Source organism: uncultured Streptococcus sp. (genome assembly GCF_963511325.1).
Lineage (GTDB): Bacteria > Bacillota > Bacilli > Lactobacillales > Streptococcaceae > Streptococcus.
In genome coordinates this window covers 12,429-37,350 of record NZ_CAUPII010000001.1, presented here as the reverse complement: position 1 = coordinate 37,350, position 24,922 = coordinate 12,429, and the positions used below count along the sequence as shown (strand labels likewise).

At 37.9% G+C, this 24,922-nt stretch carries 26 protein-coding genes; 7 read left to right on the top strand and 19 right to left on the bottom strand.

Translation table 11 applies throughout. The features are described 5' to 3' along the window. Nucleotides 1–9 precede the first annotated feature (9 nt). The 17 genes from RQ973_RS00185 to RQ973_RS00105 form a co-directional block, all read right to left on the bottom strand. A complete protein-coding gene (locus RQ973_RS00185; protein ID WP_311522293.1) occupies nt 10–999 on the bottom strand; it encodes a lipoate--protein ligase in 990 nt (329 codons plus the stop codon). A 56-nt stretch (nt 1,000–1,055) separates the two neighbouring features. Next, nucleotides 1,056–2,759 (bottom strand): dihydrolipoyl dehydrogenase, encoded by a 1,704-nt coding sequence (lpdA, locus tag RQ973_RS00180; protein WP_281335602.1) that lies wholly within the window; start codon nt 2,757–2,759, stop codon nt 1,056–1,058. A 38-nt stretch (nt 2,760–2,797) separates the two neighbouring features. Beyond that, nucleotides 2,798–3,841 carry a dihydrolipoamide acetyltransferase gene (locus RQ973_RS00175; protein ID WP_311522292.1) on the bottom strand — a complete coding sequence of 348 codons (1,044 nt, stop codon included), beginning with the start codon at nt 3,839–3,841 and terminating at the stop codon, nt 2,798–2,800. Nucleotides 3,842–4,162: 321 nt separating this feature from the next. Next, nucleotides 4,163–5,155 (bottom strand): alpha-ketoacid dehydrogenase subunit beta, encoded by a 993-nt coding sequence (locus RQ973_RS00170; RefSeq protein WP_311522291.1) that lies wholly within the window; start codon nt 5,153–5,155, stop codon nt 4,163–4,165. Nucleotides 5,156–5,172: 17 nt separating this feature from the next. Beyond that, on the bottom strand, nt 5,173–6,141 hold the full coding sequence (locus RQ973_RS00165; protein ID WP_311522290.1) for a thiamine pyrophosphate-dependent dehydrogenase E1 component subunit alpha: 969 nt from the start codon (nt 6,139–6,141) through the stop codon (nt 5,173–5,175). A 180-nt stretch (nt 6,142–6,321) separates the two neighbouring features. Next, on the bottom strand, nt 6,322–7,662 hold the full coding sequence (locus tag RQ973_RS00160) for an MATE family efflux transporter (RefSeq protein WP_311522289.1): 1,341 nt from the start codon (nt 7,660–7,662) through the stop codon (nt 6,322–6,324). A 282-nt stretch (nt 7,663–7,944) separates the two neighbouring features. After that, nucleotides 7,945–9,216: a dihydroorotase gene (locus tag RQ973_RS00155; RefSeq protein WP_311522288.1), complete on the bottom strand. Its 1,272-nt coding sequence runs from the start codon at nt 9,214–9,216 to the stop codon at nt 7,945–7,947. A 12-nt stretch (nt 9,217–9,228) separates the two neighbouring features. Next, nucleotides 9,229–9,693 carry an 8-oxo-dGTP diphosphatase gene (locus RQ973_RS00150; protein WP_001135775.1) on the bottom strand — a complete coding sequence of 155 codons (465 nt, stop codon included), beginning with the start codon at nt 9,691–9,693 and terminating at the stop codon, nt 9,229–9,231. A gap of 9 nt (nt 9,694–9,702) precedes the next feature. Continuing rightward, on the bottom strand, nt 9,703–10,356 hold the full coding sequence (locus RQ973_RS00145; protein ID WP_049509671.1) for a uracil-DNA glycosylase: 654 nt from the start codon (nt 10,354–10,356) through the stop codon (nt 9,703–9,705). 117 nt (nt 10,357–10,473) lie between these two features. Continuing rightward, nucleotides 10,474–11,385 carry a hypothetical protein gene (locus RQ973_RS00140; RefSeq protein ID WP_311522287.1) on the bottom strand — a complete coding sequence of 304 codons (912 nt, stop codon included), beginning with the start codon at nt 11,383–11,385 and terminating at the stop codon, nt 10,474–10,476. 293 nt (nt 11,386–11,678) lie between these two features. After that, nucleotides 11,679–12,647 (bottom strand): hypothetical protein, encoded by a 969-nt coding sequence (locus tag RQ973_RS00135; protein WP_311522286.1) that lies wholly within the window; start codon nt 12,645–12,647, stop codon nt 11,679–11,681. Nucleotides 12,648–12,769: 122 nt separating this feature from the next. Further along, entirely contained in the window at nt 12,770–13,414 is a 645-nt protein-coding gene (locus RQ973_RS00130) for a YiiX/YebB-like N1pC/P60 family cysteine hydrolase (protein ID WP_223338469.1), read from the bottom strand. Between the two features lie 215 nt (nt 13,415–13,629). Then, entirely contained in the window at nt 13,630–14,322 is a 693-nt protein-coding gene (locus RQ973_RS00125) for a YjjG family noncanonical pyrimidine nucleotidase (RefSeq protein ID WP_075228583.1), read from the bottom strand. A gap of 251 nt (nt 14,323–14,573) precedes the next feature. Continuing rightward, a complete protein-coding gene (pta, locus tag RQ973_RS00120; protein ID WP_311522283.1) occupies nt 14,574–15,548 on the bottom strand; it encodes a phosphate acetyltransferase in 975 nt (324 codons plus the stop codon). A 15-nt stretch (nt 15,549–15,563) separates the two neighbouring features. Next, a complete protein-coding gene (locus RQ973_RS00115) occupies nt 15,564–16,463 on the bottom strand; it encodes an RluA family pseudouridine synthase (protein ID WP_311522282.1) in 900 nt (299 codons plus the stop codon). Next, nucleotides 16,460–17,278: an NAD kinase gene (locus RQ973_RS00110; protein ID WP_025171265.1), complete on the bottom strand. Its 819-nt coding sequence runs from the start codon at nt 17,276–17,278 to the stop codon at nt 16,460–16,462. Before RQ973_RS00110 ends, RQ973_RS00115 begins: the two co-directional genes overlap by 4 nt. Beyond that, on the bottom strand, nt 17,262–17,933 hold the full coding sequence (locus tag RQ973_RS00105) for a GTP pyrophosphokinase family protein (RefSeq protein WP_049509203.1): 672 nt from the start codon (nt 17,931–17,933) through the stop codon (nt 17,262–17,264). The genes RQ973_RS00110 and RQ973_RS00105 overlap by 17 nt, the downstream gene beginning before the upstream one ends. Nucleotides 17,934–18,067: 134 nt before the next feature. Here RQ973_RS00105 and RQ973_RS00100 point away from each other — a divergent pair, with 134 nt between their 5' ends. From RQ973_RS00100 to RQ973_RS00070, 7 genes are all read left to right on the top strand, one after another. Further along, on the top strand, nt 18,068–18,637 hold the full coding sequence (locus RQ973_RS00100; protein WP_311522280.1) for a CYTH domain-containing protein: 570 nt from the start codon (nt 18,068–18,070) through the stop codon (nt 18,635–18,637). A 124-nt stretch (nt 18,638–18,761) separates the two neighbouring features. Then, nucleotides 18,762–19,706 carry a ribose-phosphate diphosphokinase gene (locus RQ973_RS00095; RefSeq protein ID WP_049503350.1) on the top strand — a complete coding sequence of 315 codons (945 nt, stop codon included), beginning with the start codon at nt 18,762–18,764 and terminating at the stop codon, nt 19,704–19,706. Nucleotides 19,707–19,721: 15 nt separating this feature from the next. Next, nucleotides 19,722–20,837: a cysteine desulfurase family protein gene (locus RQ973_RS00090; protein WP_311522278.1), complete on the top strand. Its 1,116-nt coding sequence runs from the start codon at nt 19,722–19,724 to the stop codon at nt 20,835–20,837. Nucleotides 20,838–20,841: 4 nt separating this feature from the next. Further along, complete coding sequence (locus RQ973_RS00085; protein WP_311522277.1) at nt 20,842–21,189, top strand: DUF1831 domain-containing protein; 348 nt, start codon at nt 20,842–20,844, stop codon at nt 21,187–21,189. Nucleotides 21,190–21,196: 7 nt separating this feature from the next. Next, on the top strand, nt 21,197–21,412 hold the full coding sequence (locus RQ973_RS00080) for a DUF4649 family protein (protein WP_311522275.1): 216 nt from the start codon (nt 21,197–21,199) through the stop codon (nt 21,410–21,412). Nucleotides 21,413–21,492: 80 nt separating this feature from the next. Beyond that, nucleotides 21,493–22,134, top strand: a complete 642-nt coding sequence (locus RQ973_RS00075) for a redox-sensing transcriptional repressor Rex (RefSeq protein WP_311522274.1) — start codon at nt 21,493–21,495, stop codon at nt 22,132–22,134. Between the two features lie 15 nt (nt 22,135–22,149). Further along, entirely contained in the window at nt 22,150–22,839 is a 690-nt protein-coding gene (locus RQ973_RS00070; protein ID WP_311522273.1) for a gamma-glutamyl-gamma-aminobutyrate hydrolase family protein, read from the top strand. A gap of 23 nt (nt 22,840–22,862) precedes the next feature. Here the strand turns inward: RQ973_RS00070 and radC are convergent, their stop codons facing one another. Continuing rightward, nucleotides 22,863–23,543, bottom strand: a complete 681-nt coding sequence (radC, locus tag RQ973_RS00065) for a DNA repair protein RadC (protein ID WP_311522272.1) — start codon at nt 23,541–23,543, stop codon at nt 22,863–22,865. Nucleotides 23,544–23,606: 63 nt separating this feature from the next. Continuing rightward, nucleotides 23,607–24,887, bottom strand: coding sequence for an O-acetylhomoserine aminocarboxypropyltransferase/cysteine synthase family protein (locus RQ973_RS00060; RefSeq protein WP_311522270.1), 1,281 nt, complete (start codon nt 24,885–24,887; stop codon nt 23,607–23,609). Between the last annotated feature and the right edge of the window lie 35 nt (nt 24,888–24,922).

Below are 24,922 nucleotides of genomic sequence, written 5' to 3'. Positions count from 1 at the left end.
CTTTTTTCTTTATTCAACAACCGCCTCAGCAATTTCTTCTGCAGTGATTCCTGCGAAGTAACGACCTAGGTTAATGGTTTGAAGAGCTTTAAGTACATCTTCGCGTTCGTATTTAACACCACGAAGGACATCTTCTACAGCTGCTACGTCTTCGATACCAAAGAAGTCACCGTAAATCTTGATGTCTTGAATTTTTGATTCGATAACATTAGCAAAGATTTCAACCTTACCGCTAGGGAATTTAGTTCCACGACGGACATTGTATTCAGGTGATTTACCATAGTTCCAGTCCCAAGTTCCAAACTTAGTTTCTTTGATTCGATTGATTTCAGCCAATTCCTCATCTGAAAAGACATATTCTGTCATTTCAGGGTATTCTTTTTTCATATATTCCAAAAGTAAGTCACGGAATTCTTCAACAGTAATCTTTTCTGGTAACTCATCGATGATATTGGTTACGCGAGCACGGACTGATTTAACACCTTTAGATTCGAACTTATCTTTAGACACTTTAAGTGCGTTAGCAAGGACTGACAAATCAACGTCAAAGAGAAGGCAACCATGGTGCATGATACGGCCATTGATATAGGCTTGAGCATTTCCACAGAATTTCTTACCGTCAATCTCAAGGTCATTGCGGCCTGTAAATTCAGCTTTAACACCAAGTTGAGCCAAGGTGTTGATCACGGGAGTAGAGAAGCTCTTGAAGTCAAAGGCCTTGTTTTCATCTTCTTTTGAAATGATTGTATAATTAAGGTTGTTTAAATCATGGTAAACAGCTCCACCACCACTGATTCGACGGACTACTTCAATTCCATTTTCACGAACATAGTCACGGTTAATTTCTTCAATCGTATTTTGGTGACGTCCTACAATGATAGATGGTTTGTTGATCCAAAGAAGGAAGATTTGATCCTCGTCCAAAAGGTGTTTAAAAGCATATTCCTCTAAAGCGATATTAAAGGCAGTGTCGTTTGAATGATTGATAATATATTTCATGATATCCCTTTATACGATAGAGACTGGAAAAAAATTCCAGTCTAAACTATCTATCTTTATTTTTTCTTAGGTGAATGGATGGCCATTCCAAGAACATCAGCAAATGCTTCGTACATAACTTCAGAGTATGTTGGGTGTCCGTGGATTGTCTTAAGCATTTCTTCAACAGTGATTTCCATTTCGATGATACTTGACGCTTCATTGATCAACTCTGCAGCAGCAGGACCAATGATATGAACACCAAGGATTTCACCATATTTCTTATCGGCAATAACCTTAACGAAACCTTGTGCTGCATCAGAAGCAATGGCACGACCGTTTGCTGCAAAGTTGAATTTACCAATTTGGACATCGTATTTCTCACGAGCTTGTTCTTCAGTCAAACCAACTGCTGCTACTTCTGGAAGTGTGTAGATAGCTGCAGGAGTTAAGTTTAATTTGGCAACAGCGTGGTTTCCTTTAAGAGCATTTTCAGCCGCTACTTCACCCATACGGAAGGCAGCGTGAGCCAACATCTTAGTACCGTTGATATCACCTGGTGCATAAATACCATGAACAGAAGTTTCCATGTACTCGTTAACCTTGATACGACCACGGTCTAACTCAAACTCAACTTCTCCGATACCTTCAAGATCTGGAACACGACCGATTGAAAGAAGTGCTTTATTTGCGATGATATCATCTTTTCCTTCAACCTTGATACGAAGTTTGCCATCTTCTTCAATGATTTCTTGAAGTTTAGTGTCTGTCAAGATAGTCATACCTTTACGTTCAAGGATTAAACGAAGATTCTTAGATACTTCAGCATCCATAGCTGGAACAATACGGTCCATCATTTCGATAACAGTAACTTTTGAACCAAATGTCATGAAGGCTTGTCCAAGTTCGATTCCGACAACACCGCCACCAATGATGACAAGGCTTTCTGGAACTTCGTTCATTTCAAGGATATCATCACTAGTCATCACAAGTGATGATTCCATACCAGGAACGTTGATTTTGCTTACTTTTGAACCACCAGCAAGGATAATCTTCTTAGTTTCAAGCAATTCAGAACCATTTACCAAGACATTCTTATCTTTAGTGATTGTACCGATACCCTTATGAACATCAACTCCGTAACTACGAAGGAGTCCTGCAACACCACCAACAAGAGTATTAACAACTTTAGATTTTGTTTCTAAAAGTTTGTCCATATCAACTGTGAAGTTAGGATTTTCTATCACAATACCACGATTTGCTGCATGACCGATATTTTCGATAATTTCAGCGTTGTGAAGGTAAGTCTTAGTTGGGATACATCCACGGTTCAAGCATGTTCCACCAAGTTCAGATTTCTCAACAAGAGCAACCTTACCACCCAATTGAGCAGCTTTGATGGCAGATACATAACCAGCAGGTCCACCACCAATAACAACGATATCGTAAGCATCATCGCTCTTACCATCATCGTTTGAAGCACTTACTGCAGGTACTGGGCTAGCTTCTGGTGCAGCAGCTCCTGCTGATGGGATATTTTCCCCTTCTTCACCAAGATAGCCGATTACTTCTGTAACTGGAACAGTTTCACCATCCCCTTTAAGGATAGCGATTAAGTATCCATCTTCTTCTGCTTCCAATTCCATGCTGACTTTGTCAGTCATGATTTCCAAAAGGATTTCTCCTTCTTTTACAAATTCTCCGACTTTTTTATTCCATTGGACGATTTGTCCTTCTGTCATATCCACGCCGGCTTTTGGCATAATTACTTCTAAGGCCATATCTTACTTCCTCTATCTATTTTTCTAAAACAAATACTTTAAACCAACATTGAGATTGGGTTCTCAATCAAAACTTTTAAGTCTTTCATAAACTTAGCACCAGCCATACCATCTACGACACGGTGGTCAATTGTCAATCCAAGACTCATAATTGGACGAATCACGATTTCACCATTAACTACAACTGGTTTCTCAACTGTTGAGCTAACTCCGAGAATTGCTGAGTTTGGTTGATTGATGATAGGACCGAATGATTGAACACCAAACATCCCCAAGTTACTGATGGTGAAGGTTGAATTTTGCAATTCGCTAGGAGCTAGTTTACCATCCAAGGTACGTCCAATAACGTCTTTAAATGCAACTACCAACTCAGACAAGCTCATTTTTTCTGCATTATAGACAACTGGTGTCATCAATCCATTATCCATACCAACTGCCATCGCAAGGTTGACATAGTTGTGAGTGATGATTGTCTTACCATCTTCAGTTAATGACGCATTGATGTATGGGTGTTTCATAAGAGTCTTAACAACTGCAAGTGAAAGCAAGTCTGTAACGGTAATTTTCTTACCAGTTGCTTCCATGATTGGATCAAGGACTTTCTTACGAAGGGCAAGCAATTCAGACATATCAACATCGTAGTTAAGCGTAAAGGTTGGGGCAGTCAAGTATGATTCAACCATACGTTGAGCAATAACCTTACGCATTGGTGTCATCGGAATGCGTTCGATTTCTCCATAAGGTGTCACGTTATCTGGAACTTCTTCTACTTTCTCAATTTGAGCAGGTGATTTAATCGTATCGTTTTCGATATTTTCAGGAAGGAAAGCTAAAACATCCTTCTTCATAATTTTGCCACGATGACCAGTTCCTTGGATTTCCTGCCATGCAATGTTATGTTCAAGGGCAATTCGTTTTGCGAGTGGCGAAATGCGAACCACATTAGTGTCTTTATATGTTTCCACGTCTTCTTTGTGGACACGACCGTTTGCGCCTGAGCCAGAAATATCGTAGAGATTAATTCCTAAATCATCCGCTAATTTTCTAGCTGCAGGAGTCGCTCTTAGCTTATCATCAGCCATGACCTCTCCTATTCTATTATAAGATACTAAGGGCGTCAAAAGTCACAGTGAAAATAGTAAACTTGACGAAGAAACTTTAGTTTCTAGGAAAGTTTATCTTTTTCAAACAGACTTAAGCCCGAGTTCAACTCTACAAGTAACTTGGATACGAATCGTATCTCAAGTTACTACGGTTGCCGCTATAAGGCGGTCAACCTAGTAGACTTACTAAGTCGTTCGTCGGTTAATATCGACCCGACTCTCTCCTGTCGCAACTTTTCAACTTACTTGGATACAAAAATTATCTCAAATAAGTTTCGTTTACATAATTTATATTATGTATTATTGTTTGTTATGAGTTTTACGGATTGCATCTTTGATGCTTTCAACTGTTGGAATCATTGCATTTTCAAGATTTTGTGCATAAGGCATTGGTACATCTTCACCTGCGCAACGGCGGATTGGTGCATCCAAATAATCAAATGCTTCTGATTCTGAGATAATAGCTGAGATTTCACCGATAAAACCACTTGTCTTGTGAGCATCATTGACAAGAACTACTTTTCCTGTTTTCTTAACTGAGTTAATGATGATGTCTTTATCAAGTGGAACCAAAGTACGTGGGTCTACTACTTCTACTGAAATGCCTTCCTCAGCCAATTCTTCAGCTGCTTGCATAACACGACGAAGCATTTTACCATATGTTACTACTGTTACATCAGTTCCTTCGCGTTTGATTTCTCCGACACCAAGTGGAATGGTGTAGTCAGGATCAACAGGCACTTCGCCTTTTTGGTTAAATTCTGACTTGTATTCAAGAATGATAACAGGGTTGTTATCACGAATAGAAGACTTGAGAAGTCCCTTCATATCAGCTGGTGTACCTGGAGCTACTACTTTCAATCCTGGGATATGCGTAAACCATGTTTCCAATGATTGTGAGTGTTGAGCTGCAGAACCTACACCATTACCTGCTGCACAGCGGATTGTCATAGGCACTTGACCTTTACCGCCAAACATGTAACGAGTTTTAGCTGCTTGGTTGACGATATTATCCATGGCAATAACTGAAAAGTCCATGAAAGTCATATCAACGATTGGACGAAGTCCAGTCATAGCAGCACCAGCAGCAGCACCAGAAATTGCAGCTTCTGAAATTGGACAGTCACGTACACGTTCTGGTCCAAATTCTTCAAGCATACCTACAGATGTACCAAAGTCTCCACCAAAGACACCGACATCTTCACCCATCAAGAGTACATTTTCATCACGACGCATTTCCTCAGACATAGCAAGGATAATGGTATCGCGGAAAGACATTAATTTAGTTTCCATATTTTCTCTACTTCTCCTTAGTCTGCGTAAATATCTTCAAATGCTGATTCAAGCGGAGGGAATGGACTTTCTTCTGCAAACTTAACAGATGCCTCCACTGCTTCCTTGACTTGAGCCTGAATTTCTTCAAGTTCTTCTGCACTAGCAATTTTATTTTCAACAAGGTACTTGCGGAGGTTTTCGATTGGATCTTTTTCCTTCCACATATCGACTTCTTCACGTGTACGATATTTACCAGGGTCTGATGATGAGTGACCAAGCCAACGATAGGTTACACTTTCAATCAAGACAGGACCTTTACCAGAACGAACATGGTCAACTGCTTTCTTAAATCCTTCGTAGACATCGATAACATTGTTACCATCTTCAATAAACATACCAGGAATACCATAAGCTGCGCTACGTTCATGGATATGTTGAACATTGGTCATTTTCTTAATATCTGCTGAAATTCCATAACCGTTATTGATACAGTAGAAAATTACTGGAAGATTCCAAATTGAAGCCATATTAACAGCTTCGTGGAATACACCTTCGTTAGTTGCTCCATCACCAAAGAAGCAGACAACGATTTTACCAGTGTTTTTCATTTGTTGAGTAAGGGCTGCACCTACTGCAATCCCCATACCACCACCTACGATACCATTAGCACCAAGGTTACCTGCATCTAGGTCGGCGATGTGCATTGATCCACCTTTACCTTTACAAGTTCCAGTATACTTACCAAGGATTTCAGCCATCATGCCATTAAGGTCAATACCTTTAGCAATAGCTTGACCGTGACCACGGTGATTTGAAGTAATCAAATCATCTTCGTTTAGAGCTAACATAGCCCCAACGTTAGCAGCTTCCTCACCAACAGAAAAGTGCGTCATTCCTGGCACTTTTCCTTTTTTTACTAATTGAGCAATTTTTAAATCCATACGACGAATTTCTTCCATCTTACGGAACATCTCAAGCAAAAGATTTTTATCTAAAGTTGACATAATCTTGCCTTTCTAAGTTTAAATTCTTATAGTTCTATTTTACTTTATAGGTTAATTAGTGTCAAAAAATATGCTTGCAATTTTTCACAATATAAAAAAAGAAAAGTCAATGAAATCAAGACTTTCCTTTACATAAAATGACTATTTCACAAAGTGATTTCCAAGGATACTTTCAACAAATTATTTGAATCTTTTCATAATAACTTGTAAACGCCACTGATAGAGTAATCCACTGACAACTAAACTAATGATAAGAGCAATCCAATAGGAGTACGCACCTAAACTAGTCGAATAATCAAGATATAACCCAAGCGGAATCCCAACACCCCAGTATCCGAGAAGACCAAGACAAAAAGGAACAATCGTATCCTTGTAACCTCTTAAAATACCTTGTAAAGGGGCTGCAAAGGTATCAGCTAACTGGAAGAACAAACTATAGGTCATAAAAGAAGCTGTCAGTTGGATAAATTCTGAATCTTGACCATATAGTCTGGCTACATTTTCACGATAAATGTAGAGAAAACTAAGTGTTAAAACCGCAAACACCATAGCTGTTAAACGACCAATATGGATATACTGTTTAGCATCGTCTAACCGTTTAGCTCCTACCTCATAAGAAATCACAATGGCCATGGTAGTTGAAATACTCATAGGAAAAGCATACATCAGATTTGAAAAGTTCATAGCTGACTGATGACTGGCAATAATAAGTGATGAGAATTTCGCCATAATCAAACCAACAACTGAAAAAATAGCAACCTCAGCAAATACCGTCCCACCTATTGGTAGACCAAGATAAATAGCTTCCTTGATTTTTTTGATTTGTAGGGGCATAGGTCTTTGGAGTTGATATTCCTTGAGCTTTTTATGCTTTAACAAGACCAAAACCGAAATCAGCAACAAAGCCCAGTAGGCAAGGGAAGTCCCCAGACCTGCTCCTGCACCTCCTAACTCAGGAAAACCAAAAGCTCCATATATTAGTAAATAGTTAAATCCACTATTTAAAGGAAGTAAAAGTAGCATGAGATACATAGACAATTTTGTCAGTCCTAGTGCATCCAGTAACGAACGAATAACACTAAAGAGTAAGAGAGGAATAATACCGATGGCTAAGAGCCATAGATAACGTATGGCAACGCTGGATACAGCCACTTCCAGTCCCATGAATTGTAACACAATTGGTGCTAAAAAGAAAACCAAGACAAAAAGTACGATAGATAAGGCTAAAGCCAAATAAAGAAATTGATAAAAATCCGAAGAAACTTCTTTCTTTTTTCCTTGTCCCAAATGGTGACCAATAATAGGGACCAAGGCTGAGACAATTCCAGTCAAAAAGGTAAAGAAAGGATTCCATAAACTAGTTGCAATTGAAACACCCGCTAGATCGAGAGTATTATATTGGCCCGTCATCGTGGTATCGACAAAAGATGCGGAATAATTAGAGAATTGATAAATTAAAATAGGAAAGAAAATTTTTAAAAATAAGATGATTTTGTCTTTAATAGTTTCTGTTGAATGCATACCTACTCTTTCTACTCCTTTTCATCCAAGCCAAAAAGCTTTAAGCCGTATTTTCTCAAGCTCAAAGGTGGATTACTAGTTTTTGATGTCGTGTGCCAGCAATTACATGAGGCGCAATAATAGCTTCTAACCAAGCCACCATTATCAAACTCTACAGCATGATCAGCTTTTTCCTTGGTTTCATACTGAATTTTAGCACGGTTAGCGGCTGGACAATATACTCCATGGCAAGCATTTCATTTACGATTTCTAAGTTTACGAAAATAATTCATCCTCAAGCTCCTAATCTGCTTGATAAACGATTTGTCCCATACAAATAGTATATTTAACCTGCCCTTTTAATTGTTCACCAATGAATGGTGAATTAGCTGCTTTAGAAGCAAAATGCGTATCAACAATTCGGTCAGCTTTATCATCGAAAATTGTAATATCAGCTGGGCCGTTTTCAGCCAAATATCCTGCTTCAAAATTATACAATTTGGCAGGGTTTACTGTCATTTTTTCTAATAATTCCATCAGGGTTAGCTCACCAGCTTCTACTAAGTAAGTTAAACCGAGTGACAAAGAAGTTTCTAAACCTGTCATACCTGATGGAGCTTTGGTAATATCCTCAACATTTTTTTCGTCAGCATGGTGAGGCGCGTGGTCAGTAGCAATGACAGAAATGACTCCAGATTTAAGCCCTTCAATAACTTCACGACGGTCAGACTCCAGACGAAGAGGTGGATTCATCTTAGCGTTACTTCCTTTAGTCAAAAGAAGAGCTTCAGTCTTAGAAAAATGCTGGGGAGCTACTTCTGCAGTTACGTTTGCTCCCATATTTTGAGCAAATTCCACAACTTTGACACTTTCTTCTTTTGACAAATGCTGGATATGAACATGAGCCTTGGTTGCATAGGCAATCATGACATCACGAGCTATCATAGCGTATTCTGCAACCCCGGTAGCACCGCAGATATGGAAATGTTCTTTAGCGATGTTTTCATTAAAACCTAGCGTACCATTCAGTCCAGGATCTTCTTCGTGCAGACTGATAAAGGTGTTTAACTTTTTAGCCTCTTCCATGGCTTCCTTGACCACTTTACTGCTTTCAAGTGGAATCCCATCATCAGAAAATCCAACAGCTCCAGCTTCTAAAAGCGACTTAAAGTCAGTCAAATCTTGGCCATTAAAGCTCTTGGTAATTGTTGCTACAGATTTAACGTTGATCTTTTCTTTTGCCGCAGATTGAAGAACTTCCTGCAAAGTCTCAATATCTGAGATAGTTGGATTAGTATTAGCCATCATAACGACAGTTGTAAATCCACCTGCAGCTGCTGCTAGTGCTCCTGTATGAATGTCTTCTTTATGAGTTTGACCAGGTTCACGGAAATGAACATGGATATCCACCAATCCAGGCGCAACTACAAGACCAGTAGCATCTATTACTTGAACTTCCTCAACATCGATTCGAGGAGCGATTTTAAGGATTTTTCCATTTTCAACTAAAATATCACTGACTTGATCCAAACCAGACTTAGGATCCATTACACGGCCGTTTTTGATTACTAACATCGCTTTACTCCTTTATTCGTAGAAATCCACTTGGGTATCCAATAATTTATCACCATCATAGACAAATTTAGCTGAAAAGAAGGGTTTATCTTCTAAAAGCCACTCTACAAAGGTATGGTCCCCTTCCCAGGTCGGCTTACTTAAAACCTCATCGTAAGGAACCCATTCTAAGGTTCCTTCATTACAGTCAATCAACTCACCTTCAAACTCAGTTACTTTAAATACATAGGTGTACCAGTCAAGGTCTGGTGTAAACTCTGGAAAGGTGATAACTCCTTTTAATACTGGTTTTGCTTTTAGACCAGTTTCTTCAAGAATTTCACGAGCAGCACATTCTTGTGGAGTTTCCCCCCGTTCTAACTTTCCACCTACACCGATCCATTTCCCTTCATGGACATCATTAGGCTTTTTATTGCGATGAAGCATGAGCAATTCTTTTCCATTATCAATGTAGCAAATTGTCGCTAACTGGGGCATATTCTCTCCTTATCTAAGCCAATCAATTGGCTCTTGTCCACTTTCTTTTAAGAATGCATTGGCCTTGGTAAAAGGCTTGGAACCCCAAAATCCTCTGTAAACTGAAAGAGGACTTGGGTGGGCTGATTCGATAATCAAGTGCTGAGGATTTGTAACCAAGGACTTCTTCTTACGTGCATAAGCACCCCAAAGTACAAAAACTACGGGTCTATCAATATTATTGACAACCTTGATCACAGCATCTGTAAAAGGTTCCCATATCTGCCCAGCATGACCATTTGCTTGACCAGCAGGAACCGTCAAGCAAGCATTGAGAAGCAAGACCCCCTGCTCGGCCCAAGTAGTCAAATCATGTGAAGCTTTTAGACCAATATCATCAGCAAGTTCCTTTAGAATATTTTGCAAGGAAGGAGGTGCTGGAATAGAATCTGGAACTGAAAAACTCAAGCCCTGAGCTTGACCAGGCCCATGATAGGGATCTTGGCCTAGAATCGCCACCTTAACCTCTTCCAGAGGAGTTGTTATAAGAGCCTGAAAAACCTTTTCTTTAGGAGGATATACAGTTCCTTGGGCATAAACCTGCTCCATAAAGTGATTGATTTTCCCAAAATAACCCTCAGGTAATTGCTCTTTAATCAAAGCATGCCAAGATGAGTGTTGCATAGTCAACTCCTTCGTTTATACTGCCTCTATTATAGCAAAAAGTGGCTATCTAAACCACTTTTAAAAGTATCTATTGAGATTTGAGAAGTTTTATAGAGAATTTATACTAAATAGCCTTTATTCACCACCTTTTTTCGTATTAGAAAGGATAAATTCTTTGTCGATTTCATCAATAATCAATTCTGTTCGAGTATTTAGTTTTTCATCAAATCTTTTATTCAATTCCTTTACAACGCTTATCTTAAACTCATCACTTGATTTTTGTTTATAGTAATCAAATCCTCCAGAAACCGCGCTACAGCAACTCCCCCAATCTGAAAGATAGCCTATTATTTCAAAAACACTATCATTATATTTTTCAAATTTTTTAGTTGCTGTACTTTTTAAATAACCTGAAATACAATTTACAAAAGAGTAGTAATACTTAGAGTCACGAAATGAATTGTATTCTGCACTATGAAAACTTGGATCGAGAATTCGTGCTGATCGCGCATCTTCCATAGTGGGTTTTGTGGGCATTTTAATATCAGTCTGCAGATAAGCATAATAGGTTTCCTTATCAAAGAAAGCTCCATCTACTGCTATCAAAGCACCGTACATGCCATCTTCATACTGAAAAACCATCACAGCACCGTTCCTATATTTGCTTTCTACAGGAACAGGCGGAGCAATTCTCTTTTTTGGATTTTCTTTTTTTACACTAATTTTTTCTAAGAACTTTTCTAGATTTTCACTTCTTTGTTCTAAAAATTCACTATCTGCACCCAATTCTTGGGCAAGTTCTAAATCCTCTTTGTTGAGAATGATTTCTTTAATTTCAAGCAAGAATTCGTCATCTAATTGCCCAACTTCCCATAAACATTGTGCCAAGGCGAACAAGACATCATACATATCGTCATCGTATAAATCCGACGTCAAGTCATTTTTAATTGTATTTGCATCTTCTCCTTGATTGTATCTCTCGAAGAATTCTTCTTTAATATCTAAGGAGGTGTCATTTCCAAAAATCGTTGCATCCCATGTGCCCATAATTTCAAGACTCCTATCTACTTTTAAAAAGTTCTAAATATTTTACAAGGTTTTGCAAAGAATCTATTGTTCAGAATACTCAGAAAGATAACTGATCATTATAAAAAAAAACTATCATGATATCTTTCAAATCTTTTCCTTGCAGGACTTTTCAAATACCTTCTAAATCTATGCTGACAACAAACTAGATTAAATCTCCCCTTAGCCAGAGATAAGGAGAGATTACTAAAACTATACTTAAGCACATCTTAAAGATTAAATTTCTATTATTTGACTTTCACCCAATAAATAAACTATTTAACAATCAAATAATGTGCATCTTTTATCTTATAATTTTCTAAACTGATAACTGTTTGTTTCTTATCAACAATATCATATTTAACCAGAGAATCATTAAATAAAAAATAATAGATGTTGTCTTTAAATGTAAAATATGGTGCAGTATACTGCTCTGTACTAAAGCCTTCCAGATGAATAATATCTTTTTCTAAATTGTCTAGATTGACTGTAGTAAAGAAAAATTCGCCATTATACAATCCCTCATTCTCTATAATCAATTGATTATTTTTAGCATCATAGTGAATATTTGTTGGATACTTTTCAGGAATATCGATATAATTCTTGTTTTGAGTCTTTAAATCAAAAACCAATAATTTATTTCCTGACTTATACTCCCCATTAGAATTACGTCCATCAAGTGCTTCCACAATATACAAGACATCATCTACATTAACCATTCTCATATATGCTGATGTTTCGTCAAGATTATATTTTTCGACGATGTTGAATTCTTTATCCATTTTCCAAATTTCCGTATTAGAAATTTGAGTTGATAAATCCAATATGCTTACAAGTAAGTATAAATAATTATCTACGATAACGAACTGTTGACTGGCATTTAGTTGACCATCATTTTTCATGGTAACATTAGTGACAACCTCTAAATTATTATCATATTTATAAAATTCAATTCTATCCGTAAAGACAGCAGTTGCATATAAATAATCCCCATCTGTTATGGATGCATATGCATCATTTCCTCCTGCTAATTTAAATGTTTCACTTAAAGTTTCCTTATTAATTCTAGATACATATCTTTTTAGTTCAGGAGTATCTTTTGTTTTTGCAGTTGAATAGGATCCTGCTTCCGAAAAACTTTCTGCCCAATAGATGTATTTTTCTTTTCTAGCTATATTACCCTTGGACTCATTTAAATCATAATCATCAAATACAGCTATTTTATCGCTATCCCAGATAGCCATTTTATAATCATCTACCGAATTTACCTTGTTTGACTGACAGGCACTTAGACAAATAAGGCAGAAACAAGCACCTATCATCAACATGAAGTTCCTGACTCTTTTATTTCTTTTCAATATCATACTCATTTGTTCCTATATATTAATATCGTTTCTCTCGATTTAAGTAGCTCAAACGGATGGATAGCAGAACCCCAATCCCAAGTACCAATATCTACTCCTGTTACATCTTTATACCCTGCCCAAACTAACTGAGAACAATAAAATTTACTTCTAGTATTAATATTGAAAAATTCATAGTTATAAGGTTTTCCGATTTGTCTAGCGGCCCAATAAGCAACTTTTTGATCATCTCGAATACTTGTTTTTTTAACCCCTATTTGATAAACAGTACTACCACTAAAACGACTTGTCCAATTTCCATATACAACTTGAACCCCTGATCCTGGATTAGATTCAATCGTTGCATAATAGTAAGGATCAGCTGCTACAATTCCAGCATGCCCATTGTTAAAATGAGGAGTTATCGCATATGAATCAGTTATGCAAATAACACCATCTCTCCATGTCCATCCTCCATGTGCAGCTCTATCCATTGTTTTCCAGTCACCTCTAGGAGTTTCAGAATTTATATCTTCTAAAACAGATTCTTCCCAAACTCTCATTTCATTTTTATCTATAGCTTCCTCCATAGCGTAGACATATTCGTTAAAACCACATAATGACAAAAAAATGATACCTATACTTAATTTTTTAGTTAATTTGCTCATATTTTTTCTCCTAAATAAATCACAACTATTGGAATTACTTATCATAAACAACTCAACTGTACATGTCAATCTCCTTCTTTCTGTTTATTATTTTATCTGTGTACAATTTTATTATACCTAAAAAAATAAAAACAGTCAAAAGATATGAAGCGTTTTCAAGAATTTCTTGCACTTCATGCACCATGTTTTCCAGAATCTTTTATATTTTGTGATTTTTAAAGGAGCCCCAAGCAATCAAGCAGAGCCTGATAAGAGTCGACTTCATAAGTTGGCTGAGCTTGTGTCTTATTTTCCAGATGATGAGGATTGTACCAGATGGTATCGATGCCAGCATTATTTCCACCTTGAATATCAGCTGACAAAGAATCACCAATCATAAGGGTCTGATTTTTATCAAAGTTAGGGATTCGAGCTCCAATTTTTTCATAAAATTCAGCATCTGGTTTTTGGGTATGGAGTTTCTCTGAAATGAATATTTCCTTGAAAAATGGTGTAATTCCAGATTGTTCCAAACGACCTGTCTGAATATAGGTGATTCCATTTGTCGCAGCATAGAGTTCATAGCCCTTACTTATCAATTTTTTTAATAAATTTTCGACACCTGGGAAAGTCTGTCCCTGTTTTGATAGGAAAAACTGGTAGCGCTCTGCTAAGTAAGCCCCATCTTTTTCAATGCCAAAGTGAGCAAACAATTTTGCAAAACGTGTGTTAATTAACTCAGCCTTTGTAATTTTTTTCTGTTCCAAATCCTTCCAAAGAGCCTTGTTCATTGGTACATAGTAATCTTTATAGGCTTGTATATCCACTACTCCTTCTTCTTTTAGGAGTTGCGATAAGGCAATATCTTCTGCAGCATCAAAATCAAGTAGTGTGTGATCGAGGTCGAAGAGTAAATACTTATATTTCAAATCTAAATGCTCCTTTCTGAACATTAAGTGAGTAAAAAATAAATAGTCATTCAAAAGATTGCAGGAGCTAATTTCTATTGAACTGGCAGTATTGACTATGGTCTCAACTAGGTCTTTGGGTATCTATAGGTTTGATCTATAAACTTCACCAAGTATTAACAAAAGCCGATATTCCTATCACCTTTTAATAACCAGTTTGAATTCTTCCTACTTGAAAAGCTCCTTTAACAGAAAAGGAGCTATCTTGTATTTTATTGGTGTACAGCTTGGGCTGCTGTGATAAGAGTAAGCTTGAAGACGTCGTCTGAATTACATCCACGAGAAAGGTCATTAACTGGCTTGTTCAAACCTTGCAATACTGGACCAACCGCTGCAAATCCACCGAGACGTTCTGCCATCTTGTAACCAATATTCCCTGCTTCAATACCTGGGAAGATAAAGACGTTTGCTTGTCCAGCAACCTTACTTCCTGGTGCTTTAAGAGCAGCTGTTTCTGGAACGAAGGCAGCATCAAATTGCAATTCCCCATCAATTTCAAGGTCGGGACGAAGATCATGAGCAATCTTAGTTGCTTCAACAACTTTATCTACGCTTTCACCAAAACCAGAACCTTTAGTTGAATAGCTTAGCATCGCAATTTTTGGTTCGATACCGAACATCTTAGCTGTGATAGCAGAGTTAATCGCAATCTCTGCCAATGCTTCAGCATCAGGATTGATATTGATGGCACAGTCACCAAATAGGTAACGCTCAGTGCCACGAACCATAAGGAAGGCACCTGAAGTACGACTAACATTTGGACGTGTTTTAATGATTTGAAGGGCTGGACGAACAGTTGCCGCAGTAGAGTGAATAGCTCCTGAAACCATTCCATCTACCAAGCCCATGTATACCAACATAACACCAAAATAGTTCACGTCTTTAACCAAGATTTCGCGAGCTTCTTCTTCAGTCATTTTTCCTTTACGACGTTCTACAAGTGATGCTACCATTTCTTCAAATTGAGGATAATGTGCAGGATCGATTACTTCATAACCATCCATGATTCCTTCGATTTCAAGATAGATTTTAATTTTATCAGGATTTCCAAGTAGGACAGGAATAACTTCTGTTTCTTTTACGATGCGTTTTGTTGCTTGAAGAATACGTGGTTCTTCACCTTCAGGCAAAACAATACGTGCATTTTTACCAACTAAGTTGGCTTTTAAATTTTCAAAAACTTCCATGAGTTTTTACTCCTTTTAAGATAAATTATTATTTGATAACTGAGTAATAAGGGTGTTGAAATCATCCGGCAGTGGACTTTCCATCTCCAACCGCTCTTCAAGAAAAGGATGATAAAACGATAAGTAATGGCAATGCAGAGCTTGACGCTCTATGCCATGTTCAAGACTACCACCATATAGGTCATCACCAAGCAAAGGGAAACCGATATGTGAGAAATGGACACGAATCTGGTGTGTCCTTCCTGTGTGCAGTCGAATATCAACTAGATGAATATTGCCATAAGACTCCACTATACGATAGGAAGTATGGGCATACTTACCACCTTTTGCAACTCGTCTAGTAATGATTGAATCTTCGTCACGGGCAATCGGTGCAATAATCTCACCTTGAGGTTCCAGAAAACCATCTCCTTTAACCAGAGCAAAGTATCGCTTTTCAATGGCTTTCTTTTGCAATTGTTTGTCTAGTCTAGCATGAGCATAACCATGTTTCGCAAAAAGCATGAGGCCCGAAGTATCTCGATCTAGTCTGGTTACAATGTGGACCTGTTGATTTTCGTAGTTCTGATTCACATAGTAGCCCTTGATAAAGTTAGCGATGGTATTGGAATGATTGACACTAGGAATCGAGGCCACACCAAAGGGTTTGTTTAAAATCAAGAAATGATCATCTTCAAACAGAATATCCAGTGGATAATCAATGGCTTCCAGTGTCTCGAAACCTTCCTCAGGAGGAAGGTCGATGACAACCACATCCCCAATATCTAAGAGATAGGTTGCATTTTGTGGATGACCGTTTACTCGAATATCTCCACCTCGAAACTTGATTTTGGCAAGTAAACCTTTCGAGACTTCGTGTTTTTTTAAAAAGGTCTTTACCTTGACATGTTCGTCAGCAATAAATTCAAACCTCATTCATCCACCTCACCAATAAAGGCATCCTTGACACGATTCCAAAAACTAGTATGGCTTGGTGTTGCGACAAAGTGAATCTTGTGGTGGTCTATTTGGTATTCTATTCTTTCAATATTACGGTAAGAATAAATGCTATTGTCAACAGAAATCGTATGATAGTCATTACGAGTTGGTATCAATTCTATCTTATCCTTCTTAGGCACAATGATAGAAGAACCTAAGGTTCTGTAGACACGATTGTTAAGACTCGCAATTTCTGTCAATTGTAGGGCCTCAATAGTAGGGTGCAAAACAGCTCCACCAAGAGATTTATTATAGGCTGTACTGCCAGTTGGCGTCGATACCGTCAGGCCATCTCCCCTAAAACGTTCAAATGGCACTTGGTTAATGATAATATCGGCAACCATAGTCCTATCAGCTCTCCGAATACTAGCCTCATTCAAAGCACGGAAAATTTTCACTTCTCCATTTTCCAAAAATATCTTTACATTTAACAGTGGGTAAGACACACGAGCCCCAGTATCCAACTGTAAATTTGTAAGCAATTGATCTAGTTCAAAATCACGATAATCCGTATAGAAACCTAAATGACCTGTGTGAACACCAACGAAGCGAACCTTATCCAGCTGGTCTTCATACTTATGAAAAGCAGACAAAAGCATCCCATCCCCACCTATGGAAATGACGATATCGGGATGTTTATCATTTAATATAAAGTTATTCTTTTTTAGTCGATCTCTTAATTCATATAAGACTCTTTGACTTTGAGGTTTGCGATTAGCGATTAGATCAATTCGTTTACCTGTATTCTTCATCGGTATCGTCACTATTACCTACCCCGTCATTTAACTTTCTATACAATGGATCAAAGAGTGCCTGTGCTTCCTGGATATCATCACGAATTTTACTCATTTCTTCATCCAATTGGTGAGAGATTCTTGCTGTGATTTCCAGACGTTTCTTAATTTCTTCTGGAAAATCCCCTTGATATTTATAATTGAGAGAATGCTCGATGGTAGCCCAGAAATTCATAGCCAAGGTACGAATCTGAATCTCCACCAGAATCGTTCTTGCCCCCTTGATCGTATCAACTGTATACTCAATAATCAAATGGTAAGAACGATAGCCTGAAGCCTTTCGATGAGTAATGTAGTCACGTTCTTGTACCACTCTCATGTCTTGCCTCTTTCGAAGGATGGCAACAACCTCGCTCACGTCATCTACAAATTGAACCATGACGCGTAAACCTGCAATATCTTGCAAGTCCTGTTCCAACGTATCGTATCCAATCCCTCGACGAGCCATTTTTTCTTTTATACTTTCGATCGGTTTGACTCGACCAGTTACAAACTCAATTGGAGAATGTTTATTTTGTTTGCGGTATTGTTTTCGAATACCTCGGAGTTTTATCTTCAGCTCTCCGACAGCCTGAATGTAAGGATCTAAAAATTCTTCCCATTCTGTAATCATATATCTTTTTCATCCAATTCTCTATACACTTCGATTTATCTAGTTTTTGATTTTCTAGGAAAAATCTTATACAATAAATACAATGCTTATTATACCATACAATCGCTTTCAAAGATAAGGAAAAAGTAAAAAAAATGAAACATTTAGAAATTGAAATGAAAACACTTCTAAACAAGGATGAATATCAAAGATTGCAGGATCACTTTTCAGGAGTTACACCTATTACACAAAGAAATTACTACCTAGACACGCCTGATTTTTACCTTCGTAAGCATAAAATTGCTATGCGCATTCGTACTTTTGAAAATAGCGCTGAATTGACCATAAAAATTCCACAAAAAGTTGGAAATATGGAGTACAATCAAGATCTAAGCTTAGAGGAAGCAAACCATTGTCTTAAAGAATGTAAACTTCCACAAGGAATAATTTCTGACGAATTGACTAGCCGTGGACTTTCAACCAGTGGCTGGGTAGTTTTAGGTTGCCTAACTACTGTTCGTTACGAAAAGGAAACTCCTATCGGACTCATGGCTCTTGATCAAAGTGAATACTTTGATATTGTTGACTTTGAGCTTGAATTAGAAGTAGAAGATGGTAAGCAAGGTAGCCTTGATTTCCAAGAATTTTTACAAGTCAATGAAATCCATTACAAAAAAGCTCCTTCGAAATTGGTTCGTTTTATAGAAAATATGAAAAAATACTGAAATAATCTTCTTTTTTTGATAAAATAAAAGGGATGAAAAATAATAGAATCTGTTGTAGAGAACATTTATCACTAAAAGTGTTTTACTACAGCGATTCACTTAGTTTAAAGAGGACGGTTTATCGATGTCAGATACAAAAAACATGAAACTTTTCGCACTATCTTCCAACCAGGAAATTGCTCAAAGAATCGCAGATGCTGCAGGTGTTCCACTTGGAAAAGTATCTTCACGCCAATTTTCAGATGGTGAAATCCAAGTTAACATCGAAGAAAGTGTTCGTGGATATGATGTTTATATCATCCAATCAACTAGTTATCCAGTAAATAACCACTTGATGGAACTCTTGATTATGGTTGATGCTTGTGTTCGTGCTAGTGCTAATACCATTAACGTTGTACTTCCATACTTCGGCTACGCTCGCCAAGACCGTATCGCTTCTTCGCGCGAACCACTTACTGCAAAACTGGTTGCAAATATGTTGGTGAAAGCAGGAGTTAGTCGTGTATTGACTCTTGACCTCCATGCCGTTCAGGTTCAAGGATTCTTTGACATTCCTGTAGATAACCTCTATACAATTCCACTTTTTGCAAAACATTACTGTGATAAAGGTTTGACTGGTTCAGATGTGGTTGTTGTAAGTCCTAAAAACTCTGGTGTTAAACGTGCTCGTAGTCTTGCAGAATACCTAGATGCTCCGATTGCTATCATTGATTATGCACAAGATGATTCTGAACGCAGTCAAGGTTACATTATCGGAGATGTCGAAGGTAAAAAGGCAATCTTGATCGATGACATTCTGAACACTGGCCGTACCTTCTCTGAAGCTGCTAAAATTTTAGAGCGTGACGGCGCAACTGAAATCTATGCGGTTTCAAGTCATGGTCTATTTGTTAACGGTGCTGCAGAGTTATTAGATGCAACAAATATTAAGGAAATCTTGGTTACAGATTCTGTTGTGACAGAAAGTAGAAAACCTAAAAACGTGCAATACATCACTGCTAGCGAATTGATTGGTGATGCTATGGTTCGTATTCATGAAAGAAAACCAGTTAGTCCACTATTTAAATAGAAATAAGGTGAGCTTTTGATTTATTTGGATAATGCTGCTACGACTCCTATGTCAGCAGTTGCTATCTCAGCAATGACTCAAGTCATGCAGGAAACCTATGGAAATCCTTCTAGTATTCATGGCCATGGGCGCCAAGCAGGTAAACTATTACGAGAAGCTCGTCAAGAACTAGCAAGTTTACTAGGAACAAAGCCACAACACATATTCTTTACCACTGGTGGTACTGAAAGCAATAATACTGCTATCATCGGCTACTGCCTTCGCCATCAAAATCGTGGAAAGCACATTATCACTACTGCGATCGAGCACCATGCTGTTCTAGAACCCATCAAATACTTGGTTGAAAATTTCGGTTTTGAAGTGACTATATTACAGCCTGAACATCAAGAAATCACTGCAGACCAAGTCAAAAATGCACTGCGTGAAGATACCATTCTTGTTTCTACTATGTTTGCCAACAATGAAACTGGTACACTATTACCTATTGCTGAAATTGGTGCGGTTCTAAAAAATCATCCAGCCGTCTATCATGTCGATGCAGTTCAGGCAGTCGGTAAATTAGAGATACTTCCCGAAGAATTGGGAATTGATTTTCTCAGCGCTTCTGCACACAAATTTTATGGTCCAAAAGGAGTTGGTTTTCTCTATGCTGCATCTACAGATTTTGATTCCTACCTTCATGGTGGTGATCAAGAGCAGAAAAAAAGAGCAGGAACAGAAAATCTTCCTGCCATTGTAGGAATGGTAGCAGCTCTAAAGGATGATCTTGAAAACCAAGCACAAAACTTTGAAAAGGTTCAACAACTGAAAGACACCTTCTTAAAGGAAATGGCTGAGACAGACTATTACCTCAATCAAGGAAAAGACCAGCTACCTTATGTCCTTAATATTGGATTTCCAGGTCAACGAAATGATCTACTACTCCTTCGTCTGGATCTTGAAGGGATTTCTATTTCAACTGGTTCTGCTTGTACTGCAGGCGTCGTTCAAGTTAGTCATGTTCTTCAGGCTTTCTACGGAGAAGACTCTCCTCGCTTACACGAATCTGTTCGCGTCAGCATTTCACCTCAAAACACAGAGCAAGAAATGATCACCCTCGCACAAACTCTAAAAGAAATCATTGGAGGATAACTCAATGGCATTCGAAAAAACTATTAGTCTCAAAAATTGCCGTTACGATTACACAATCAGTCCAACTGTCAAAAAGTTTACTCTAAAAGATAACACTTTTTTTGAAACAAAGGTTGGTAACTATGAACTAACACGTCTTCTTGAAAAAGTCCCAAATAGTGGGGAAGGTTTCCAACTTAAGATTATCATCAACAAAGACTTAACTGGTGCAAAAATTAACATCACTGATAAATTTGGTCTACGTTTGGTCGATATCTTTAAGTCGGAAGAAACTCATATCCACCAAGAGAAATTCTACTTCTTGATGGACAGTCTTGTTGAACGTGGTGTCTTCACTAAAAGTGAAAGATAGGTGGCCTATGTTTCGATTAACTTACAAGGACACCTATCAAGTCGAACGTGTCTTAGAATACGAAGATTACGAAGCACTCATGCTGTCACTTTCAGGATGTGTGACTCTTCCAGATACGACCGTCATTACTTCTCTTACCTATAAGGGAGAAGAAATCTATCAAGGTCTTCTGGGAGATCTCTATCGTTTTCTATTTCACTATGATTTTACAAAGATAAACTAAGATTTTCTTAGTTTTTTCTTGTTTTTGTTGATTTTTTCACAATCTTTCTATAAAATAGTATTTAGAAAGGTTGTGATTTTGTGAAAGAAAAACAGTCTGCTATTCCAAAAGCAACAGCAAAGAGACTTTCTCTTTATTATCGTATCTTTAAAAGATTTCATGCAGAAAAGATTGAAAGAGCCAACTCAAAACAAATTGCCGAGGCCATTGGTATTGATTCTGCTACCGTTAGACGAGATTTTTCCTACTTTGGTGAACTTGGTCGCCGTGGATTTGGCTACGATGTCAAAAAACTAATGACGTTTTTTGCTGATCTTCTAAATGATAATTCTATTACAAATGTTATGTTGGTGGGTATTGGTAATATGGGGCACGCTCTCCTTCACTACCGTTTCCATGAACGAAACAAAATGAAAATTATTATGGCTTTTGATTTGGATGATCATCCTGAAGTTGGTACAAAAACTCCCGATGGAATTCCAATTTATGGAATCTCCCAAATCAAGGATAAAATAAAAAATGCAGATGTAAAAACTGCAATCTTAACTGTACCGAGTGTCAAGTCACAAGAAGTAGCCAATCTCCTTGTCGATGCTGGTATTAAAGGAATTTTAAGCTTTTCACCCGTTCATCTCCAACTACCAAAAGATGTGGTGGCTCAATATGTGGATTTAACTAGTGAATTGCAAACTCTCCTCTATTTCATGAGAAAAGAGGATTAGAAAGCGAAAGCATTTATGAAAAAACCAGTTATTGGGATTACAGGAAATGAAAAAACTCATCCTGATGATGAGCTTATGATGAGCTATGCTGCAAAGGGCTTTGTTGAAGGAGTCAAGGAAGCTAGGGGAATTCCCATTATCCTACCAATTGATGATCAAGAAATGGCCAGTTACTACATTGGCTTGATTGATAAACTTATTCTAACTGGTGGACAAAATGTCGATCCCAAGTTCTACGGTGAGCCTAAAACGATCGATAGCGATGACTACCACCTTCAGAGAGATATTTTTGAGCTAGCTCTTATAAAAGAAGCCATCAAACAAAAGAAACCCATTTTTTCTGTTTGTCGAGGCACCCAGCTCTTTAATGTGGCTATGGGAGGAACTCTTTATCAAGATATTGAAGACCATTGGCAGGATACTTCAGCCGAGTATACAACTCAACGTTTAGTCACCGAGCCTGATACTATTCTTCGAGATATCTATGGAGAAATCTCCCATATCAACTCTTTCCACCATCAGAGTATTAAGGACCTAGCTCCAAATCTCAAGGTTGTAGCTCATGATCCTAAAGATGGAATTATCGAGGCTGTTACAACAACGGATGGTTTCCCTTACCTCGGTGTTCAATGGCATCCAGAATTTCTCTTTGAAAATCGTCCCAAAGATAAAACACTTTTCGACTATGTCATCAATGAATTGTAAAACCTGTATCATATACAGGTTTTTTATACCAGATCCGTCTTCTCACGGTAACTAAAATAATCGGAATGTGAGACGATAAGATGATCCAATAAGACCAAACCCATTAATTCGCATGCTTCTTTGACAAGCTTCGTAACATGGTCATCATTTCTACTCGGCATGACAGCACCAGATGGATGATTATGAACCAGTATCACAGATGTTGCCATATGCTTTAAAGCATAGTGGAGAATTTCCCGTGGTTCAGCAATACTTCTAGTAGCTGAACCGATAAAAATGGTTTGCTGATGAATGATTTGATTTTGTGTATTCAGATAGAGCGCCACCAGGTGCTCTTGTTTTTTATCTCCCAGCTCAGCTTGCATCTTTTTAGCCAACTTTTGACTACTGAGAATACTCTCTGCCTCAATGGTTTCTTGTTTATGAATACGATGGCCCAGTTCAATCATGGCTTGCAATTCAATAGCTTTCACTCTACCGATACCTGATAATCCCTGTAGTTCTTGTAGGGTCATTTTTTTCAAATCAGTTAAGCAACTTAATTGATTCAATACTTTTTGAGCGATTTCAAAAACGGTAGATTGACGTGTCCCCGTTCTGAGTAAAATAGCTAGTAATTCCTGATTGCTCAGAGCTCCCACTCCTTCTGTCACCAGCCGTTCTCTTGGCAAGAGTGAATCTTCTTGAAATGAAATACTATACATAAAAATCCTCCTCACTTTATTATTCGTGAGAAGGATTTATAATTCGATAAAAACTAGTTATTTTTAGATTTTTTCAAGAGCAAAACGCAAATCTTCAATCAAATCATCAACATTTTCAAGACCAATTGATAGACGGATTTGATTTTTAGTTACCCCTGCTGCTTCTAGATCTGAGTCAGACAACTGGGCATGAGTGGTAGTTGCTGGATGAACTACCAATGATTTAGCATCTGCTACATTGGCTAAGTTTGAAAAGATTTCCAAGTTGTCAATCACCTTACGTGCTTCTGCTTCTCCACCTTTAACGTGGAAAGTAAAGATTGAACCAACACCTTTTGGTAAATATTTCTCCGCCAAGGCATGGTAAGGGCTTTCAGCTAATTTTGGATAGTTAACTTTTTCAACTTTTGGATGGTTAACAAGGAAATCAACGATTTTTTCAGCATTTTGAACGTGGCGTTCAACACGTAGAGAAAGTGTTTCAAGACCTTGCAAGAGCAAGAATGAGTTAAATGGTGACAGAGCTGCACCAGTGTCACGTAGCAATTGAACACGAAGGGCAACGATGAAGGCTGCTGCACCTACATCTCTAGTGTAGCTTAAATTATGGTAGCTTGGATCTTCATTGACAAATTGAGGGAACTTCCCTGAAGCTGCCCAATCAAACTTGCCGCCATCAACAATGACACCACCAATTGTTGTACCGTGACCGCCGATAAACTTAGTTGCTGAGTGAACTGCAATGTCTACACCATGTGAAAAGACATTGATAAGATAAGGTGTAGCAAAAGTATTGTCTGCGACCAAAGGAATCTGATGTTTGTGAGCAATTTCAGCGATTTTTTCAATATCTGGAATATTGATAACTGGATTTCCCAATGTTTCAATCAAGACAAGCTTGGTATTATCTTTAATCGCTGCTTCTACCTCTTCTAGATTATCAATATCAACAAAAGTTGTGGTGATTCCATAGCGAGGAAGGGTTTCTTTCAACAGGTTAAAGGTACCACCGTAAATAGTTGAAGCTGCAACCACATGGTCTCCTGCGTGAGCCAATCCTAAAATTGTGTAGGTAAGAGCTGCCATCCCAGAAGCTGTTGCAAGTGCACCAACACCGCCTTCCAGTGCTGCGATACGCTCTTCAAAAGCTGATGTTGTTGGATTGGTAATACGAGTATAGATATTTCCAGCTTTTTGAAGGGCAAAAAGTTCTGCACCTTCTTGTGTATCATCAAATACAAAGGACGTTGTTTGGTAAATTGGAACAGCACGAGACTTGGTAGTAGCATCTACCACTTGACCAGCATGCAATTGAAGAGTTTCAAATTTAAATTCACGAGTCATATTTAGACCTCCAAAGATTTCATTAGGTTCATTGT

What these genes read in the sequence shown, in the direction of transcription:
- RQ973_RS00185 (WP_311522293.1), bottom strand. Translation starts at nt 999, where the DNA reads ATGAAATATATTATCAATCATTCAAACGACACTGCCTTTAATATCGCT.
- lpdA (WP_281335602.1), bottom strand. Translation starts at nt 2,759, where the DNA reads ATGGCCTTAGAAGTAATTATGCCAAAAGCCGGCGTGGATATGACAGAA.
- RQ973_RS00175 (WP_311522292.1), bottom strand. Translation starts at nt 3,841, where the DNA reads ATGGCTGATGATAAGCTAAGAGCGACTCCTGCAGCTAGAAAATTAGCG.
- RQ973_RS00170 (WP_311522291.1), bottom strand. Translation starts at nt 5,155, where the DNA reads ATGGAAACTAAATTAATGTCTTTCCGCGATACCATTATCCTTGCTATG.
- RQ973_RS00165 (WP_311522290.1), bottom strand. Translation starts at nt 6,141, where the DNA reads ATGTCAACTTTAGATAAAAATCTTTTGCTTGAGATGTTCCGTAAGATG.
- RQ973_RS00160 (WP_311522289.1), bottom strand. Translation starts at nt 7,662, where the DNA reads ATGCATTCAACAGAAACTATTAAAGACAAAATCATCTTATTTTTAAAA.
- RQ973_RS00155 (WP_311522288.1), bottom strand. Translation starts at nt 9,216, where the DNA reads ATGTTAGTAATCAAAAACGGCCGTGTAATGGATCCTAAGTCTGGTTTG.
- RQ973_RS00150 (WP_001135775.1), bottom strand. Translation starts at nt 9,693, where the DNA reads ATGCCCCAGTTAGCGACAATTTGCTACATTGATAATGGAAAAGAATTG.
- RQ973_RS00145 (WP_049509671.1), bottom strand. Translation starts at nt 10,356, where the DNA reads ATGCAACACTCATCTTGGCATGCTTTGATTAAAGAGCAATTACCTGAG.
- RQ973_RS00140 (WP_311522287.1), bottom strand. Translation starts at nt 11,385, where the DNA reads ATGGGCACATGGGATGCAACGATTTTTGGAAATGACACCTCCTTAGAT.
- RQ973_RS00135 (WP_311522286.1), bottom strand. Translation starts at nt 12,647, where the DNA reads ATGGCTATCTGGGATAGCGATAAAATAGCTGTATTTGATGATTATGAT.
- RQ973_RS00130 (WP_223338469.1), bottom strand. Translation starts at nt 13,414, where the DNA reads ATGAGCAAATTAACTAAAAAATTAAGTATAGGTATCATTTTTTTGTCA.
- pta (WP_311522283.1), bottom strand. Translation starts at nt 15,548, where the DNA reads ATGGAAGTTTTTGAAAATTTAAAAGCCAACTTAGTTGGTAAAAATGCA.
- RQ973_RS00115 (WP_311522282.1), bottom strand. Translation starts at nt 16,463, where the DNA reads ATGAGGTTTGAATTTATTGCTGACGAACATGTCAAGGTAAAGACCTTT.
- RQ973_RS00110 (WP_025171265.1), bottom strand. Translation starts at nt 17,278, where the DNA reads ATGAAGAATACAGGTAAACGAATTGATCTAATCGCTAATCGCAAACCT.
- RQ973_RS00105 (WP_049509203.1), bottom strand. Translation starts at nt 17,933, where the DNA reads ATGATTACAGAATGGGAAGAATTTTTAGATCCTTACATTCAGGCTGTC.
- RQ973_RS00100 (WP_311522280.1), top strand. Translation starts at nt 18,068, where the DNA reads ATGAAACATTTAGAAATTGAAATGAAAACACTTCTAAACAAGGATGAA.
- RQ973_RS00095 (WP_049503350.1), top strand. Translation starts at nt 18,762, where the DNA reads ATGTCAGATACAAAAAACATGAAACTTTTCGCACTATCTTCCAACCAG.
- RQ973_RS00085 (WP_311522277.1), top strand. Translation starts at nt 20,842, where the DNA reads ATGGCATTCGAAAAAACTATTAGTCTCAAAAATTGCCGTTACGATTAC.
- RQ973_RS00080 (WP_311522275.1), top strand. Translation starts at nt 21,197, where the DNA reads ATGTTTCGATTAACTTACAAGGACACCTATCAAGTCGAACGTGTCTTA.
- RQ973_RS00070 (WP_311522273.1), top strand. Translation starts at nt 22,150, where the DNA reads ATGAAAAAACCAGTTATTGGGATTACAGGAAATGAAAAAACTCATCCT.
- radC (WP_311522272.1), bottom strand. Translation starts at nt 23,543, where the DNA reads ATGTATAGTATTTCATTTCAAGAAGATTCACTCTTGCCAAGAGAACGG.
- RQ973_RS00060 (WP_311522270.1), bottom strand. Translation starts at nt 24,887, where the DNA reads ATGACTCGTGAATTTAAATTTGAAACTCTTCAATTGCATGCTGGTCAA.